We start from the raw sequence: 16607 nt of genomic DNA, 5'->3' as shown, positions 1-16607 counted from the left end.
CCTCTTAAGAATTACTCATGAAACACTTAATATTTTTAGTAATCATTGTTTTCGAAAATTTGATTATAGACAGTAAATGCATCCAAAATATTGAACTGCTCCGTCTGAAGATTCCCGTCTGCATTAGCAGTCACCAAAATATATTCCTTGCCATCTATCTTTGCCAAACTAGCAAGGCATAATTTAGCTTCTTCCGTATAACCAGTTTTTCCGCCTTCGATAATACCGTTATTTACATCTTGTGTATCCATTTTTTTGAACATTGTGCTTTGAAAAGTGATTCCATCGGGGTGAAAATTTGTTGCTTTTGTCGTATAACGTTTTGAGGTATATACCTCTCGAAATGTATTGTTTTGTAATGCATATTCCAGTAGTTTTGCAATATCATTTACAGTGCTATAATGATCTTGGTCATGTAGTCCTGTGGAATTAGTAAAATGAGTATTATTCATTCCTAATTTTTTGGCCTTTTTATTCATTAACTCCACATAATTTTCTTCTGAACCTGCGATTGCATCAGCTAACCCGATAGAGCTTTCTGCCCCAGATGGTAATAAGACTCCATAGATCAAATCGATTGCTGCTACCTTTTCATTCGGTAAAAAACCTGCCATAGAAGCATTTTTAGAATACAATTCCTGAAACATATCCTCTGGCAGATGAATCATTTCGCCTAAGTCTGGTAGGTTTTCAATTGCTAGTATTGCTGTCATAATTTTTGTAAGGGATGCTGGGTAGATTCTTTCATCAGATGATTTATCTAATAATATCGTATTATCATCTAAGGAAATAAGAATGGCGTTTGAACTATACAAGTCATCAACTACAATCTGATTAATTTCCTCGTGAATTCTTGCTTCTTGGGTTTCTACAGGTGATTCTATTTGTTGGTTATTTTTACTTATTATATGATTTGGCAAAAATAAAGCTATGATACATACCGCGCATACACAGAGTATTGAAAGAACACATTTTATTTTTCTCTTTTTTCTTTTATATTTTTGTCTATTAGCTCTCACTTTAATATTCCTCCTCAAATGCAAATTACAATATTATTTTACAACATAATTCTAATAAAATTGAATATTTTTATGTAAGCAACGGCTTATAGATTTATTTAGATTCTCTTATAGACTACTTAATATTTGCAGTATTTAAAAATATATGAGAAATAAATATTTATTAGCTACTATACCAATATTTTTAGCGATTATTTGTTTAATTATATCGGTTATAGGTACCCTGATATAACCTTTCTTCTTTTTAGTACCAGGGGGTTATATATTGTTTTTTAGCGGTATTGTTTGTGGCTATCATTTCAAAGTTCAAAAAAGCAAGTAAAAAAGCTAATTCCCTTAATTTACAGGAAATTGGATTTTTTAAGAAATAAAGACTTATCGTATTTGATTTATCATTTATCCAAACAAAAACGAGACTATACTTTGAATATAGTCTCGTTGATTATTCTAATGTTTATAAAAATTTTATCTGCGTTATATAAACAATAGAAGATTCTTAAATATAAATTAATAGTTCTCAGCTAAAACTTCAAAATGACCTTGTGGGTGAATACATGCAGGGCATAACTCTGGAGCGCTATCTCCTTCGTGTACATAACCACAGTTGTTACATTTCCAGGATGTTTTTTCTTCTTTTTTAAATACTTGATCTTTTTCAATATTTTCTAGAAGCTTTAAGTAACGAGCTTCGTGATGCTTTTCAACTTCTGCAATTTTTCTAAAGGCAACAGCTATCTCTGGGAATCCTTCTTCATCAGCAATGTTAGCAAACTCAGGGTAAAGTTCTGTCCACTCTTCATTTTCTCCTTCAGCAGCAGCTTTTAAGTTAAACTTAGTATCGCCTAAAGCAGCAGGGAAAGAAGCTGTAATTTCTAAACATTCACCATTAATTTGAGTGTCTTCCTTTAAAAACTTATAAAAACGTTTTGCATGTTCTTTTTCATTATCTGCTGTTTCTGTAAATAAGTTAGAGATTTGAACATAGCCTTCTTTTTTTGCTTGAGATGCATAATATGTATAACGATTTCTCGCTTGGGACTCTCCTGCAAAAGCTTTTAATAGATTTTCAGCAGTTTTTGTACCTTTTAAAGATTTCATATAGTATCTCCTCCTGTGAGTAATATTTTTCAATTAAAATTATATCATAAGATTTAGTGAGCTATATAATAATTATGTGGATTTGCTTAAAATAAGGTTATAATTAGGAAAATACAATTTAACTAAGATTAAAAAGAGTAAGTATTAGAAAAGAAAGAATGATTTAAATTAAGAAAGCCATAAAACTATTTCCAGGGAAAATATATATTAAAAAGCTTATTAACATTAAGTTAAGAAGTTTGTCGATTAAATATTTGTTATAAGCTTTTTAAATTGTTTAAAATAAAGCATAATTTGGTATATAATGATTGGGAAAGTTAGTCTACTAAAATGATTTATCCAAAGTCTATGCAACTATAATTAATAAAATTTTAACAATTAAAGTTTTAAAACATAAAGGAGGAAAAGTTATGATATTTAAATGGAAGGATAGGTTTAATACAGGTATTGATGAAATTGATAAGCAACATAAACGATTATTTCAAATTGGAGCAGAATTATACGATTTAGCATCTTTAGATGATGGCTCGGATCATTATGATGAGATAGTAGGGCTAATAAACCATCTAAAGGAATACACAAAATATCATTTTGATTATGAAGAACTATGTTTGCATAAGGTGAACTATAGTGATATTGAAAGTCATAAAATAGAGCACCAACGTTTTATTGATAAGTTAAATGAAACTGAGGCTAAGGATATAGATATAAATCAAAAACAAGTAGTCTTAGATATGATAGAGTTTATTATTAACTGGGTATCTGGTCATATAGTTGGAACAGACTTTAAATATAAAGATCTACTTATCGAGAAACTAGGAAAGTAGATAGAGTTTATAATAATAAGGGCTAACAATAGTTTTGCTAGCTCTTATTATTTTGTAATTATCTTAAACATAGTTTAAACCTAATAATAGTTTAAACCTAATATTAGTTAAAATATATAAACATACAAGGCAGGAATTTAAAATCTAAAAAATATGGATAGTAGAATTTATAAATTTTAACACATGAATCTCCTTTTTACTTAATAAACATATAATACTAAGTAGAAAGACTTACCTATGGAAAGGAAGGTGAAGACCTCTACTTTAGTAGGGGGATTTATGCAAAAAACCTTTGTGCTTGATACCAGTGTGTTGCTTCATGATCCCAGAAGTTTATATGCTTTTGGAGATAATTTGATTATTATTCCAGCAGTTGTTATAGAAGAAATAGATAAAAAGAAAAATTTGTTAGATGTTATTGGAAGAAATGCTAGAGAAGTTGCTAGAGAGTTAGATCATTTAAGAGAGCAAAATAGCTTAAGCAAAGGTGTAAGGTTAGAAAACGGTGGAACATTGAAGGTAGAGTTAAACCATAAAAGCTTTAGTCATGTTGCTGAATGGTTTAATGAAGTTAACAATGATAATCGGATTTTAGCTGTTACTTTAAATTTACAACTGGAAAACGAGAATAAAGATATACAAAATATGGTGGTGCTTGTTAGCAAAGATGCAATAATGAGAATTAAGGCAGATAGCTTAGGTATAGAAAGCCAAGATTATCTACATGATAAAATCGAATATACCTATGAGACCTATGTTGGTTATAAGGAACACAGAGTTTCTTCAACATTGATTGATCAGTTTTACGAAAAAGGATATTTAGACCATCATTATTTTGATGACATAGGACTTCTCTCTAATCAATTTCTTATATTAAAAGGAGAAGATTCGCCTAATAAGTCGGCTGTCGGAAGGTTTGATAAACTAACAGGAAAAATCAAAGCCTTAGTTTTTGGAGAAAATAGCTACTGGGGAATAAAGGGAAGAAATGTAGAACAGCGGATGGCATTAGAAGTATTATTAAATGATGATATTAAGCTAGTAACTTTAACGGGAAAGGCGGGGACTGGAAAAACCTTATTATCACTAGCGGCAGGGCTATATAAAACCAATGATGAAAGAATCTATAAAAAGTTATTGATCACAAAACCAGTTATTCCAGTAGGTAGAGACATTGGGTATTTGCCAGGAGATAAAAATGAAAAGCTTAGACCATGGGTTCAACCTATTTATGATAACCTTGAACTACTATTGGGAACAAAATCATTTACAAAGCTAGAAGATACGTTAGTTGGAATGAATAGAATAGAAATTGAAGCTCTTACGTATATTAGAGGAAGGAGTGTGCCAAATCAGTTTATTATAATTGATGAAGCACAAAACCTAACTAGACATGAAGTAAAAACGATTATTACTCGTGTTGGAGAAGGCAGTAAGATAGTTTTAATGGGAGATACAGAGCAAATAGACCATCCTTATTTAGATAGTGAATGCAATGGATTAACTTATATTATTAATAAGTTTAAAGAGGAGAATTTATCAGCCCATGTGACATTTAGAAAGGTCGAGCGTTCTTCTTTAGCTCAATTAGCAGCGGATATTTTATAACCAATAGGAAATCATAAAATTTGTTAATGTACATTTTTGTAAATGAGTTTCAATAAAGGATTACTTGACTTAAAACACTCTGGCAGAAGCCTTTGTTATAAGAAGCACTATGTATAGTATAGTAAGAAATGGATAACATTATAGATAAAATCGGATAAAATATCAAGATCCAGGGGGAGGAATCTATAATGGAAGAAAAAGATATAACTAGAAAAAAAGAAAAAAGCTTTGGTGGCTTAGTAAGTGCTTTAGGAAATTTATATAATAGAGTTAATCAAACAAATAATCAAGCAGTAGATGAGGATAAAGAACTTGCTAAATGTTTAATGCAGGCATATGAAGAGTGGCAAAGTGCAGAAAATTTCTTTCATAGTGTAGCTGATCCCGATTTAGTAGACCACGCTATATATAAACTAGAAGCTACTAAGGCGAGATATATTTACTTGCTTAAACAAGCAAAGGCTAATGGTATTAGAATGAACTCTCATTAATGCAAAGCAACATACTTTTCTAATTATGGATGGTTTATAAAAAAGCAGAAGTATAGCAGTATTTTAAGTACTTGAAGTTTAAAATAAAAGCTTAAGAATTTAATTGCCACAGAAGTCTATATTATAATATCAGAGGACTTTTTTCATTAGAGTATCATATTATTATATAAAGAATTATATAATATAAGGAGTAGTACATGTACTACTCCTTATATTTATGTACAATAGTATATAACTTGGTTTAATAAATAGATATTGGAGGAACTTAATATGGGATTAGAATTAAATATTATATTAGCCTATGCTGTGGGACTAATTTTACTATATGTTGTTGGCTGGATTTTATTAATCCCTTTGAAATGGATAATAAGATTAGTATGGAATAGTATATTAGGTGGAATTATGCTTTTTGTTATAAATATAATTGGAGGTATTTGGGGTATTTCACTAGTAATTAACCCTCTTAGCGCTGTTATTGCTGGTGTATTAGGGATGCCTGGAGTAATATTATTGTTATTATTAAAATATGTGTTATAAAAAGCGGCTCTGCTGCTTTTTTGTTTTGAAGTATATGAATTATTTCAAACGCGTGCTACAATTTTAAAAATAGTATATAATAAAAGGATACCGATTAAATCAAAACTAGTAAGAAATTTTTGTTAGAAGGGGAATAGTAGTATATAATAGAATATAGAGAGAATGATCATATTAGTGGCATTCTAGGGGGAGATATAATGTTTGATTTTCAAAAGAACAATGTTGATATAGGTCGTAATATAAAAATGATAGATTTCCTTAAGTGTGAGCTTCTAAGTAGTGTTTCTGTAGTTTTTGAAGCTTTATTTAAGGGAGCTAAAGAAGGACAACAAATGATTCTTGAAGGACTAGCCAATATTATTTTAGTTACCTATTCCTTGGGTAAAAGGTTAGGTATTGACTATGATACCATTGATAAAAAAGTACAAGAGAAGGCAAGACTTCATATATTAGAAGAGCATCATCTTGAAAAATGGTATGGAGACCTTTCAAGCTTACATCAACATCTAAAAGAACATGGGAAATAACAACTAGGAGTGAATTTAAATGAAAAGCTATAATGATAACAAGGCATTTATGGAGGCAGCTTTAATTGCTGCTATTACAACCATATTTGCTATTAGCACTATATATTTACCTATTTTGTCTATATCAATAATATTAATCCCTGTGCCATTTATGATTTTAGCTTATAGACATGGCGCTCGTTATTCTATATTATCTTTTATTACCTTTAGTTTATTAATTGGTATTTTGACAGAATTAATGTACACTATTTTACTAATATCAATACTTGGGCCAATGACGATTGCAATGGGTTATTATATAAAAAGACGTAAAGAGTCATATGTAGTAATAGGGGTAGGCACTATTGCATCAATTCTGTCTATCTTCATTGTATTTCAGTTTATTTCATATATTGGAGGCATTAGCATAATTGATGAAATAGCCATTGTTGCAGAGAACATTATCAATACACAAGTAGATATGTTAAAGACAATGAATGTAGATGTTCTTAGTGCGGATGAAATACTAAATTATTTATTAATGATTGTGCCTGGGGTGTTGATTATTCAATCTATGTTTATAGCCCTTGGAAACTACTATTTAACTGCTGCCATATTGAAACGTTTCAGATCTAATGATATTGATCTTCCACAATTTAGTACATTTAGGTTACCGACAAATATTGTACTCGGTTCCTTTATTATTTTTACATTAAGCTATTTAACTAGATATATTGAAGGTATTTATCATGTTAGTCTGATTACAAATGTTATACTGCTTTTTATTTTCCTATTTTTTTTACAAGGAATATCCGTTATAAGTTATTTAATAAAAAGAACTAATACTCCTAAAGCAATTCGCATCCTTTTGATAGGAATAATTTTCCTGATAAGTCCTTTACTAACTGCAATTTCATTTGTAGGATTAGTAGATTCTATAGTTGACGTGAGAAGGCTAGGGACAAAATAGCTTTAATGAAATTTAGGAGGCAAAACTATGAAAGGTATAAAAAATAGCAAATTTATCAAGATGCTAGTTCCTGATACACGGATTTATCTTATTATACTTTTTGTATTCATATTAATAGTATCCTATTATAATAGCGCAATTGGTGTAGTTGGTATATTTTTATTAGCATACCTAATTTACTATAATTTAAAAATTAGCAACATCAGGCGTGAGGAATGGACTCGTTATATTGAAGGGCTGTCTTCTGACATCGATTCTGCAACAAAGTATGCAGTTCTAAATCTTCCTATTCCTTTGACAATAGTAGAATTTGATGGAACCATTACTTGGTATAACCCTAAATTTTTAGATGTAGTAGATAGCAAGGATTTGTTAGAGAAGGATATTCAGGATGTTATTCCTAATTTTGATCTTAGAAACATATTGCAAAATGAAAATGAATTGTCAAAGATAATTGAAATTAATAATAGGTACTTTAAGGTTGTATATAATATTGTTAAATTACCGAGGGGACATACTTCTAATTATATTATTATGCTATATTGGATAGAAGTTACAAAGTATGAGGAGTTAAGCAAAAAATATAATGAGGAGCAAATGGTTGTAGGTCTTATACAGGTTGATAATTACGATGATGTTATGCAGAGCACAGAGGAGACAAAACGTCCACTAGTGTCAGCTGAAATAGAGCATAGATTAAACTTATGGGCAGGAAAAATTAATGGATTTATACGTAAATATGCTAAGGACAAGTTTATAGTTGTTTTTCATCATAAGTATTTAGAAAAATTGGAGTCTAAAAAATTTGATATAATAGATGAAGTAAGGGAAATAAATCAAGGAAATAATATGCCGATTACTCTAAGTATTGGAGTAGGAACCTATGGCGAAACTCCTCTGCAAAGTTGTGATTTTGCTAATGGAGCTAAAGACTTAGCTCTTGGTAGAGGTGGAGACCAAGTAGCTGTAAAGAAGAGAGATAAGATTAGCTTCTATGGAGGCAAGGCAAAGGCAGTGGAGAAAAGAACTAAGGTAAAGGCAAGGGTAATTTCCCATGCTCTACGTGAGTTGATAGAACAATCTACAAATGTTATTGTTATGGGGCATAAAATATCAGACTTAGATGCTGTTGGCGCCGCACTTGGTATATATCGCGCAGCCAAAAATAGAGGCAAAGATGCCTATGTTGTTCTAAATGGATCTAATCCATCAATTGAAGGATTATTTAATAGGATATATGATATAGAAGAATACAAAAAGGCAATTATACATTGCGATGAGGCAAAGCTTAGAATTGAGCGCACATCATTATTAGTAGTAGTAGATACTCATAGACCCAATTTTACAGAGTGTCCAGATTTATTAAAGTTAACAGATAAAATAGTTGTAATAGATCATCATAGAAGAGGGACAGAGTTTATTGAAAATACTGTTTTAACCTACCACGAAACTTATGCTTCTTCTACTTGTGAGCTAGTAACGGAAGTACTCAGCTACATGGATGAGAAAATTAATATACCACAAATCGAAGCAGAGGCCTTATTAGCAGGTATTGCGATAGACACTAAGAACTTTACATTTAAAACTGGGGTAAGAACCTTTGAAGCCGCATCTTTACTAAGACGGGCAGGTGCAGATACAACTTCAGTAAAACAGTTATTCGAGGATGATTTTAACACTATTATTGCTAGGGCAGAGGTTATAAAAAAATCGGAGATAATTTATGAAACTATAGCTATTTCAAGCTTAGATGAAGTTTCTAAGGCTTCACAGCTTATTGCAGCTCAGGCAGCAGATGAGTTGTTATGTGCAAGAGGGATTACGGCATCCTTTGTTTTAGGAAGAAAAGATGATACAATGATTTTTATAAGTGGACGATCCATGGGAGATATTAATGTCCAAGTGATTTTAGAAAAACTTGGTGGTGGCGGGCATATGACAATAGCAGGAGCCCAGATAGAAGATAGTACCATGGAGGAAGTAAGAGAAAGATTAGAAAAAGCAATAGAAGAATACTTTGAGGAAGGTGAAGATGAATGAAAGTAATTTTATTACAAGATGTAAAGGGATTAGGCAAAAAGGGTGAAGTAGTAAATGCCAGTGATGGGTATGCAAGAAATTTTTTATTTCCTAAAAAAGCGGCTGTAGAAGCAACTGGTGGTAATATGAAAACTCTTAACGAACAAAAAACTTCTCAAGAAATGAAGAAACAACAAGAAGTAGATGATGCTAAAGATCTTGCAAAAAAATTAGAAAAGTCATCTATAGAAATAACAGCAAAGGCTGGAGAGGGCGGAAGATTATTCGGATCTGTAACCTCTAAGGACTTAGCAGAAATGTTGGAAAAACAATATAAAATTAAGATAGATAAGAGAAAAATCGTTTTACCAGAGCCAATTAGAGAGCTAGGAGTAAGACATGTGGAAATAAAGCTTCATACTGGTGTTGTTGGAAAGTTAAAGGTAAGTATAAAAGAAGCATAAAAGATGTCTGATGCTATGGCATCGAATGCTTTTACTAACCTCTAGCTTCTTCAGAGGAGATTACAATTAGAAAGTATATTTTGTTATATAATAAAGGGTTGGTAATGACACCAACCCTTTATTATATTATAATTAGTGTAATAATATTTAAACCTATATAAAAATCTTAAACAAACAGGTAGTAGGTAGGAGGTATATCTGTGGAAGATTTAAAATTAATGAATAAGATACCACCTAATAGTATAGAAGCCGAACAGTCAGTCTTAGGGTCTATGTTATTAGATAGGGAAGCGATTATCGTTGTTTTAGAATTTTTAAGAGGCTCAGATTTTTACAAAGAGGCCCATAAAGAAATATTTGAAGCTATGTATGACTTGTTCAATAGGAATGAGCCAGTAGATCTAGTTACCTTAACTGAAGAGCTCAAAAAAAGAGAAATTTTAGATGCCATAGGTGGAATTCCGTATTTAACTAGCTTAGCTTCTGGTGTCCCTATTACTTCCAATGTGCGATATTATGCAGAAATAGTAGAGAGAAAGTCCCTACTTCGTAAGCTAATTAAATCCTCCCAAGAAATAATTCAATTAGGCTATAGTAGTGACGTAGAAGTATTAGAAGTAATTGAGCAGGCACAAAAAAGCATATACGACATTTCGCAAGATAGATCTAATGAAGGGTTTACTCCCATTAGAGATGTTTTATCAGATACGTTTGATAGAATAGAAGAACTTTATGAAAATAAAAAAGGTATTACTGGCTTGTCTACAGGTTTTATGGATTTAGATAAAAAGTTAAGTGGATTTCATAAAACGGACTTAATTCTAGTTGCAGCTAGACCTGCTATGGGTAAGTCTGCTTTTTCGTTAAACTTAGCTCAAAATGCAGCTATTAAAGCAGGTGCTTCTGTAGCTGTATTTAGCTTGGAGATGTCTAAGGAACAACTAATGCTCAGAATGTTAGCAGCCGAATCTATGGTAGATTTAGGAAAGATTCAAGTTGGAAACCTAAATGAAGAGGAATGGGCGAAAATTGCAGGAGCTATGGCTCCCTTATCACAATCTAAAATCTTTTTTGATGATACCCCAGGTATTTCGGTAATGGAGATGAGATCAAAATGTAGACGATTAAAAATGGAGAAAGGGTTAGACCTTGTTTTAATCGACTACTTGCAGCTAATGGAGGGTGAAGGAAGAAGTGAAAGTAGGCAGCAGGAAATAGCATCTATATCAAGAAACTTAAAAATAATGGCTAAAGAATTAGACTGTCCTGTAATCGCCTTATCTCAATTATCTCGTGCGCCTGAGCTTAGAGCTGACCATAGACCTATTTTATCGGACCTTAGAGAGTCAGGGGCCATAGAGCAGGACGCAGACTTAGTTATGTTTTTATATCGTGATGAATATTATCATCCCGATAGTGATAAAAAGAATATCGGTGAAGTAATTATTGCAAAGCACCGTCATGGGGAAACAGGGACCGTGGATCTAATTTGGTTGGGACAATTCCAAAAGTTTTTAGACTATGAAAAATATAGAGATGCATAGCGGGGGATAGCATGGTAGTTGCAAGGGGGCAAAAAACCTATATTAAAAAGCTTGAAAGAAAGCATGTAGATATTATGCAAGAGTGGGGAAGACATAAGGATCCATTATTTTATTGTTATAATTTTCCTTATATGAGTAAAAAAGAAAGTGATTATTGGTATAAAAAGAAAGCATTATCTTTTTCAAAGAGATGCTTTGTAGTATTTAACTATTCCGACCAGTTGGTTGGATATATTTCCCTAAGGGATATTAAGTGGTTTAGAAAAGCTAGTGAGCTTGGAATAGTGTTTGACCCAGGTGAAATTGCTCAAGGATATGGTACAGATGGATTAAAGGCCTTTTTAACTTACTACTTTGAAGGATTAAAAATGAAGACATTGTATTTAAAAGTATCTGTTTTTAATAAAAGAGCCCAAAGGTGCTATGAAAAATGTGGTTTTAAGTCAAAGGGTATTGTTATGGAGGAATTTGAAGATCAAAGTTTACCTATTTTCAAAGATGACTATTTTATTCCATATAGGCATTTTTTTAAGCAAGAATCTAAAAAAATAAAATGTCAATTTATTAATATGGTAATTACAAAGGATATGTACTATGAGATTCAGCAAAATAGTTAATGCTATATAACAAGTGAGCCTGAGGATAACTATGAGAATTTAACATATTATTTAGAAAAAATTCAGACTTATCCACAATATCCACCGAACACTTGTGCATAAGCCCTGGATTTTGTGGATAGTATTAAAAATTTATCAGAAAAATGTGGATCATATATAATAAAGAGCTTTACATTAAACCATACTATAATTATTAAGTTAAATTAATAATGAGAAATAAATATAATGTAGTATGCGACATTGATTAAACAATATAAAAGTGGTAATATTATAGAAATCAGAAATATTTATAAAAAAGGAGGAAGTCGAATGTTTAAAGTTACAGAAGATATGACAATTATGGAAGTTTTACAAATGGATCGCGAAGTTGCACCTATTTTTATGAGCTTTGGTCTTCACTGCCTTGGCTGCCCAGGTGCTACAATGGAGAGCATTGGTGATGCAGGTAGAGTTCATGGTATTAATGTTCAGGATTTAATCGCTGAATTAAATAAATATTTTGAGTCAAAATAGTTAATAAAGAACCTAGGCTAACTACCTAGGTTTTTTAGTTTCATAGAAGCATACAAATTTTTTGTAGAAATATGTTGACACAACGTAAAATTTTAGGTAATATATATAACTGTGAGCAAGAACTTGACCCATTAGCTCAGTCGGTAGAGCACCTGACTTTTAATCAGGGTGTCCCGCGTTCGAGTCGCGGATGGGTCACCATTTATAATCTTATAACGGTGATTCTTGGTTAAGGATACTGGGAATTGCTGTCTAGGCCCCTTGGTCAAGCGGTTAAGACACCGCCCTTTCACGGCGGTAACAGGGGTTCGATTCCCCTAGGGGTCACCAAATTAAAAAATAGCCTTTACTCTATGAGTAGAGGCTATTTTGTTTCCCATCTTAAATCTTTACCAAAGAAATGAAGTACAGTAAATTTTGAGAAGAGACGAGAAAAAATACGATCATCGTAACGATCCATCATCTCTTTAGGAGATAAATTCGTGGAAACAATTGTTTTCTTATTAGATAAAAGACGACTATTAATAATATTGAAAATCTCACTATTTGTAAAAGTATTAGTCATTTCTGTACCTAAATCATCTATTATTAATAAATCTGCTTCAAATATAAGATTATATTTTTCTTTATCATCATTATTTTTAAAACGTAGCTCTTCTAATATTTCTAATAGCTTGAATGAAGTTTGATATATAACAATATTTCCTCTATCCAGTAATGCCTTTGCTACACAATTAGTTAAAAATGTTTTTCCAAGACCTGTTTCTCCATAAAACAATAAATTCTCTTCATTGTTTTCATTAAAGTTAAATACAAAGCCTTCGCAGATATTAAGTATATCCATCATGTTTTCCTTTGGACTTAAAGATTGTCCTTCAAAAGGCTTGCTAGAAAATAAATCTAAGTTAAAGTGTTGGAAGTTCTCCTTTTTCAAAACATTAGATAAGTTTGACATATTATAAGCCTTAATAATAAGCTGTTGTCTAAAACATTTACATTTTTGTCCACTATTAACAAAACCTGTATCTTTACACTCTTCACAAGAATAATTTTCATCTAAATATTGTAGAGGGATATTATTCTCGGTTAATAAGATTGCACGTTCTTGTTTTAATTGCTCTAACTTTTGCTTAAAGTCTTCTATGGTTTTTTCAGGATCCTCTGTACCTCTTATTAATGCTTTAGAAATGGATATACCTGTTTTTTGAAGTTCTTCATCAATTTCTTTTATTGTTGGAACTTTTTCATAGACTTCTTGTAATCTCTTTTCTTTAAATGCTTTAGCCCTATTTCTTTTTTCCTCATAATCTCTCAGTATTTCATGTATGAATGAGTGCATCATAAAATAACACCTCCTATCGATTTAATCTTTGTTTCTGATTGTTTAATATAAGTTGCTCTAACTCGTCAGCAGTGTATTTATCACCACGGCTTTTTGCAAGGTGGAATTTAGTTTTTATTTTAGGTGTACTTTGAGTTGGTTTATACGAAAAAGTCTTTTTCTCTTTATAGTCTAGATTTTCTATATCTACTACTTGTTTAACTCCTTTTCTGTGCCAGTCTCTTAATATCCCGTTAATATAGTTAATATTAGGATTAGGGGTTTTGCTAGAGTTTTGACATGCAGCTAAAATCAAATCAAGATCAAATTGGAATTCATCTATCCAGCTATCCATGACCTTCATTTCAGCTTCAGATGCTTCCCTAGAGCCAAAACCTAAAGATTTGAATACTCTGCTATATAGGCCATATCTTTCACCTTGCTTAATAAGATGTTCCTGTAACTGTTCCACAGTAAAAACACCTTTATCATACCAGGTTCTAATAACACCAGCTGAATAGCTCAAAATATGTCTTACCTTTTTTTGCTTTTTAGAATAACGAAAGGCTTCAACTATTAGAGGTGGATCTATATTGTATTGATAAAGTAATTCTATTACCTTTAATTTTTCGTTAGGAGCAAGTTCTCTAGCAATAATTTTGTTTATTTCTACAAACATATCTCTAATTTCTGGTACCTTATTAGCTTCCACTAGATCTGTAGGGGAACAAGTATAAGTATCAGATTTTTTTTCTGTAATACTATTGTTTACTTGCATATTGTAGTTAGCTTTATAATTATTATCAATATAAAGCTGTTTTAAATTAATAAATTCAACAGTATAGTTATTTTCATCTTCACCATCTACTTTATGTTTCTTTACAATTTGTTTGCTTTCCCAAAAATCCCAGGCGGATAGCACATCAGATAGAGGAATATTAAGATGTCTTGCAATAGACATATTATTTACCTCCATATTAGGATCACGATCAAGAGAATATTTATATCCAAGCAAATACACTTGTACAAAGGTTCCATTTGTCATTGGCATATAAACATCTATAAAAATATTTTCAATAGGCGTGTCCCCTAAATCAATAGAAGTACTCCCTTTAATAAAACTCATAGCTATCACTCCATTTTATTATAACGTATAGGAAAGTATATACTTTCCGCAAAATGCATTCCAACAAAGGCTTACTAAAAATTTTAATAAGAGCCTTTATTATATCTTTTATATAATTATATCATAGAACAACGCATACTGTTTCTAGCGTTTAAATAGAATTTGTGGAATAAAAGAAAAAGTTTGTAATAAAATCTAATAGTACGTTAAATTGTTAAGGAGGTGTATAAAATGAGGCTCAGCAGAAGAGTCCGTACCTTAAGTATTATATTAGTAGCATTTGTCTTTTCTGTATCTATTCACTATATATGGGATATGGGCAAAGTTCAAAGGGTTTTTAATACCTTTACAAAGCCACAGCAAGCACCACAATATACAATTAATGCAGTATTTGATGAAAATGATATGATAGTAAGGGGAGAACAACGTATATATTATGAAAATACCAGCAATCAAGTAATGAAAAATCTGTACTTCCACTTATACCCTAACGCCTTCAAAAATAACAACAGTGCCCCATTCGAGGCTAGTGATATGGTAAAAGCCTATCCTAATGGTTTTGATAAAGGTTGGATTGAGCTTATGAATGTGAGGGAAGGTGGGAAGGGAATAAACTATAAGATTATAGGTGACGGAAGTACAAATTTAAGAGTTACACCTAAAATACCAGTAAAACCAGGAACCTCTATCGAGTTAAGCATGGATTTTGAGATAAAGCTTCCTAATTCTATAGGACGAATGGGTTATGGTGAAAATACAGTAAACATAGCAAATTGGTATCCAATTTTATCTGTATTTGATAAGAATGGATGGAATTTAGATCCCTATTATTCTATAGGGGATCCGTTTTATAGTGATATAGCGGAATATAATGTAACAATGACTATTCCAGACAAATATGAGTTAGCTACTACTGGTAATATTTTGAAAGTGTCTTCTAATGATAAGAAAAAAACTTATAAAATTAATGCTAGTAATGTAAGAGACTTTACTATGATTTTAAGCGAAAAGTTTACTATAGATAGAGGTAATGTAGACGGTACAGAAGTAATTTCTTATACAATAGGTGGATTGAAGAATGAGCAGGCATTAAAATATGGAATAGAAGCTTTAGAAATATTTAATAGGGTTTTTGGAAAATATCCATATAAGCAGTTATCTATAGTTGCTAGTGACTTTTTTATAGGAGGAATGGAGTATCCAAATCTAGTCATGATTAGTCAATCTCTTTACGAAATGAAGGAGGACCTTGCTTTAGAATATGTAATAGCTCACGAAGTAGCCCATCAGTGGTGGTATGGAATTGTAGGAAATAATGAAGTGACAGAACCATGGCTAGATGAGGCTTTGACAGAACATGCTACATTAATGTACTTTGAAGAAAAATACGGTGCCCATATTGAAGAAGAGATATATGAAAAAATGATAAAAGCTCAATATAAAGATTTTGTTAGGCATGGATATAATAAAGATGATAAAGGTATTTTAAGAAGCCTAAAAGAATTCGATAGTTCTATAGAATATAGTAGTATTGTTTACAGTAAAGGGGCTATGTTTATAAAAGAGCTTCGACGAGAAATGGGAGATGAAGCTTTCTTAAAGGCTTTAAGAGAATATTTTGATACCTATAAATTCAAAAATGCCACAACAAAAGATTTTTATGATATTATGCAAAAAAATACAAATAAGGATTTGAAAAGCGAGTTTTCCAAGTGGCTAAATAAAAATATGGAATAATCTTCTATAGCTCGGGCAAACTAAAAATCATCTTGTACTATCGTATTAATTCCTATAGCCTTGAATTTTTAAGGTAAAAGTTTCAATACGCAAAATGTGATCGACCTGTTACTGATTTTAAAATTTTAAATAACTAGAAAGTTTATATTTTATATAAAAAATATAAGTTTGGGTATTGAAAAAATATATTTTATGTTATAATAAAAAAGT

General features: G+C 31.3%; 16 protein-coding genes, 2 tRNA genes and 1 pseudogene. 15 read left to right on the top strand and 4 right to left on the bottom strand.

Annotated features, from left to right (window positions below; all coding sequences use genetic code 11):
• Nucleotides 1–35: 35 nt before the first annotated feature.
• Nucleotides 36–1019: a D-alanyl-D-alanine carboxypeptidase family protein gene (locus tag HYG84_RS04925; protein WP_212381010.1), complete on the bottom strand. Its 984-nt coding sequence runs from the start codon at nt 1017–1019 to the stop codon at nt 36–38.
• Nucleotides 1020–1278: 259 nt separating this feature from the next.
• On the opposite strand from HYG84_RS04925, the pseudogene HYG84_RS20810 reads away from it, so the two are divergent.
• Nucleotides 1279–1341 (top strand): annotated as a pseudogene (locus tag HYG84_RS20810) (hypothetical protein); the annotation flags it as partial.
• Nucleotides 1342–1526: 185 nt separating this feature from the next.
• Here the strand turns inward: HYG84_RS20810 and rbr are convergent.
• On the bottom strand, nt 1527–2117 hold the full coding sequence (rbr, locus tag HYG84_RS04915) for a rubrerythrin (protein WP_212381009.1): 591 nt from the start codon (nt 2115–2117) through the stop codon (nt 1527–1529).
• Between the two features lie 410 nt (nt 2118–2527).
• On the opposite strand from rbr, the gene HYG84_RS04910 reads away from it, so the two are divergent.
• From HYG84_RS04910 to HYG84_RS04850, 13 genes are all read left to right on the top strand, one after another.
• Nucleotides 2528–2944 (top strand): bacteriohemerythrin, encoded by a 417-nt coding sequence (locus HYG84_RS04910; RefSeq protein ID WP_212381008.1) that lies wholly within the window; start codon nt 2528–2530, stop codon nt 2942–2944.
• 279 nt (nt 2945–3223) lie between these two features.
• Nucleotides 3224–4552, top strand: a complete 1329-nt coding sequence (locus tag HYG84_RS04905; RefSeq protein ID WP_212381007.1) for a PhoH family protein — start codon at nt 3224–3226, stop codon at nt 4550–4552.
• Between the two features lie 188 nt (nt 4553–4740).
• Complete coding sequence (locus HYG84_RS04900) at nt 4741–5043, top strand: YaaL family protein (protein WP_212381006.1); 303 nt, start codon at nt 4741–4743, stop codon at nt 5041–5043.
• Between the two features lie 270 nt (nt 5044–5313).
• Nucleotides 5314–5580, top strand: a complete 267-nt coding sequence (locus tag HYG84_RS04895; protein ID WP_212381005.1) for a pro-sigmaK processing inhibitor BofA family protein — start codon at nt 5314–5316, stop codon at nt 5578–5580.
• A gap of 197 nt (nt 5581–5777) precedes the next feature.
• The gene (locus tag HYG84_RS04890; protein ID WP_212381004.1) at nt 5778–6107 is read left to right on the top strand and encodes a MazG-like family protein; all 330 of its coding nucleotides are present in this window, start codon (nt 5778–5780) and stop codon (nt 6105–6107) included.
• A 19-nt stretch (nt 6108–6126) separates the two neighbouring features.
• Nucleotides 6127–7056 carry a DUF2232 domain-containing protein gene (locus tag HYG84_RS04885; protein ID WP_212381003.1) on the top strand — a complete coding sequence of 310 codons (930 nt, stop codon included), beginning with the start codon at nt 6127–6129 and terminating at the stop codon, nt 7054–7056.
• Between the two features lie 27 nt (nt 7057–7083).
• Nucleotides 7084–9096: a DHH family phosphoesterase gene (locus HYG84_RS04880; RefSeq protein WP_212381002.1), complete on the top strand. Its 2013-nt coding sequence runs from the start codon at nt 7084–7086 to the stop codon at nt 9094–9096.
• Nucleotides 9093–9539 (top strand): 50S ribosomal protein L9, encoded by a 447-nt coding sequence (rplI, locus tag HYG84_RS04875; protein ID WP_212381001.1) that lies wholly within the window; start codon nt 9093–9095, stop codon nt 9537–9539. Before HYG84_RS04880 ends, rplI begins: the two co-directional genes overlap by 4 nt.
• A 218-nt stretch (nt 9540–9757) precedes the next feature.
• Nucleotides 9758–11083 carry a replicative DNA helicase gene (dnaB, locus tag HYG84_RS04870; RefSeq protein WP_212382075.1) on the top strand — a complete coding sequence of 442 codons (1326 nt, stop codon included), beginning with the start codon at nt 9758–9760 and terminating at the stop codon, nt 11081–11083.
• Nucleotides 11084–11094: 11 nt separating this feature from the next.
• Nucleotides 11095–11700, top strand: coding sequence for a GNAT family N-acetyltransferase (locus HYG84_RS04865; RefSeq protein ID WP_212381000.1), 606 nt, complete (start codon nt 11095–11097; stop codon nt 11698–11700).
• A gap of 309 nt (nt 11701–12009) precedes the next feature.
• Nucleotides 12010–12213, top strand: coding sequence for a DUF1858 domain-containing protein (locus tag HYG84_RS04860; RefSeq protein ID WP_212380999.1), 204 nt, complete (start codon nt 12010–12012; stop codon nt 12211–12213).
• A 125-nt stretch (nt 12214–12338) separates the two neighbouring features.
• Nucleotides 12339–12414: transfer RNA gene (locus HYG84_RS04855), tRNA-Lys, on the top strand.
• Between the two features lie 54 nt (nt 12415–12468).
• A tRNA-Glu gene (locus HYG84_RS04850) sits at nt 12469–12543 on the top strand.
• Between the two features lie 34 nt (nt 12544–12577).
• Here the strand turns inward: HYG84_RS04850 and HYG84_RS04845 are convergent.
• Both HYG84_RS04845 and HYG84_RS04840 read right to left on the bottom strand, forming a co-directional pair.
• The gene (locus HYG84_RS04845) at nt 12578–13555 is read right to left on the bottom strand and encodes an ATP-binding protein (RefSeq protein ID WP_212380998.1); all 978 of its coding nucleotides are present in this window, start codon (nt 13553–13555) and stop codon (nt 12578–12580) included.
• Between the two features lie 13 nt (nt 13556–13568).
• A complete protein-coding gene (locus HYG84_RS04840; RefSeq protein ID WP_212380997.1) occupies nt 13569–14660 on the bottom strand; it encodes a DnaD domain protein in 1092 nt (363 codons plus the stop codon).
• A 231-nt stretch (nt 14661–14891) separates the two neighbouring features.
• Between HYG84_RS04840 and HYG84_RS04835 the strand changes: the two genes are divergently transcribed.
• The gene (locus tag HYG84_RS04835; RefSeq protein ID WP_249168717.1) at nt 14892–16397 is read left to right on the top strand and encodes a M1 family metallopeptidase; all 1506 of its coding nucleotides are present in this window, start codon (nt 14892–14894) and stop codon (nt 16395–16397) included.
• Nucleotides 16398–16607: the final 210 nt, after the last annotated feature.

It is taken from the genome of Alkaliphilus sp. B6464, assembly GCF_018141165.1.
Classification (GTDB): domain Bacteria; phylum Bacillota; class Clostridia; order Peptostreptococcales; family Natronincolaceae; genus Alkaliphilus_B.
The sequence above is the reverse complement of the archived record's forward strand: the minus strand, read 5'-3'. Positions and strand labels throughout refer to the sequence as shown.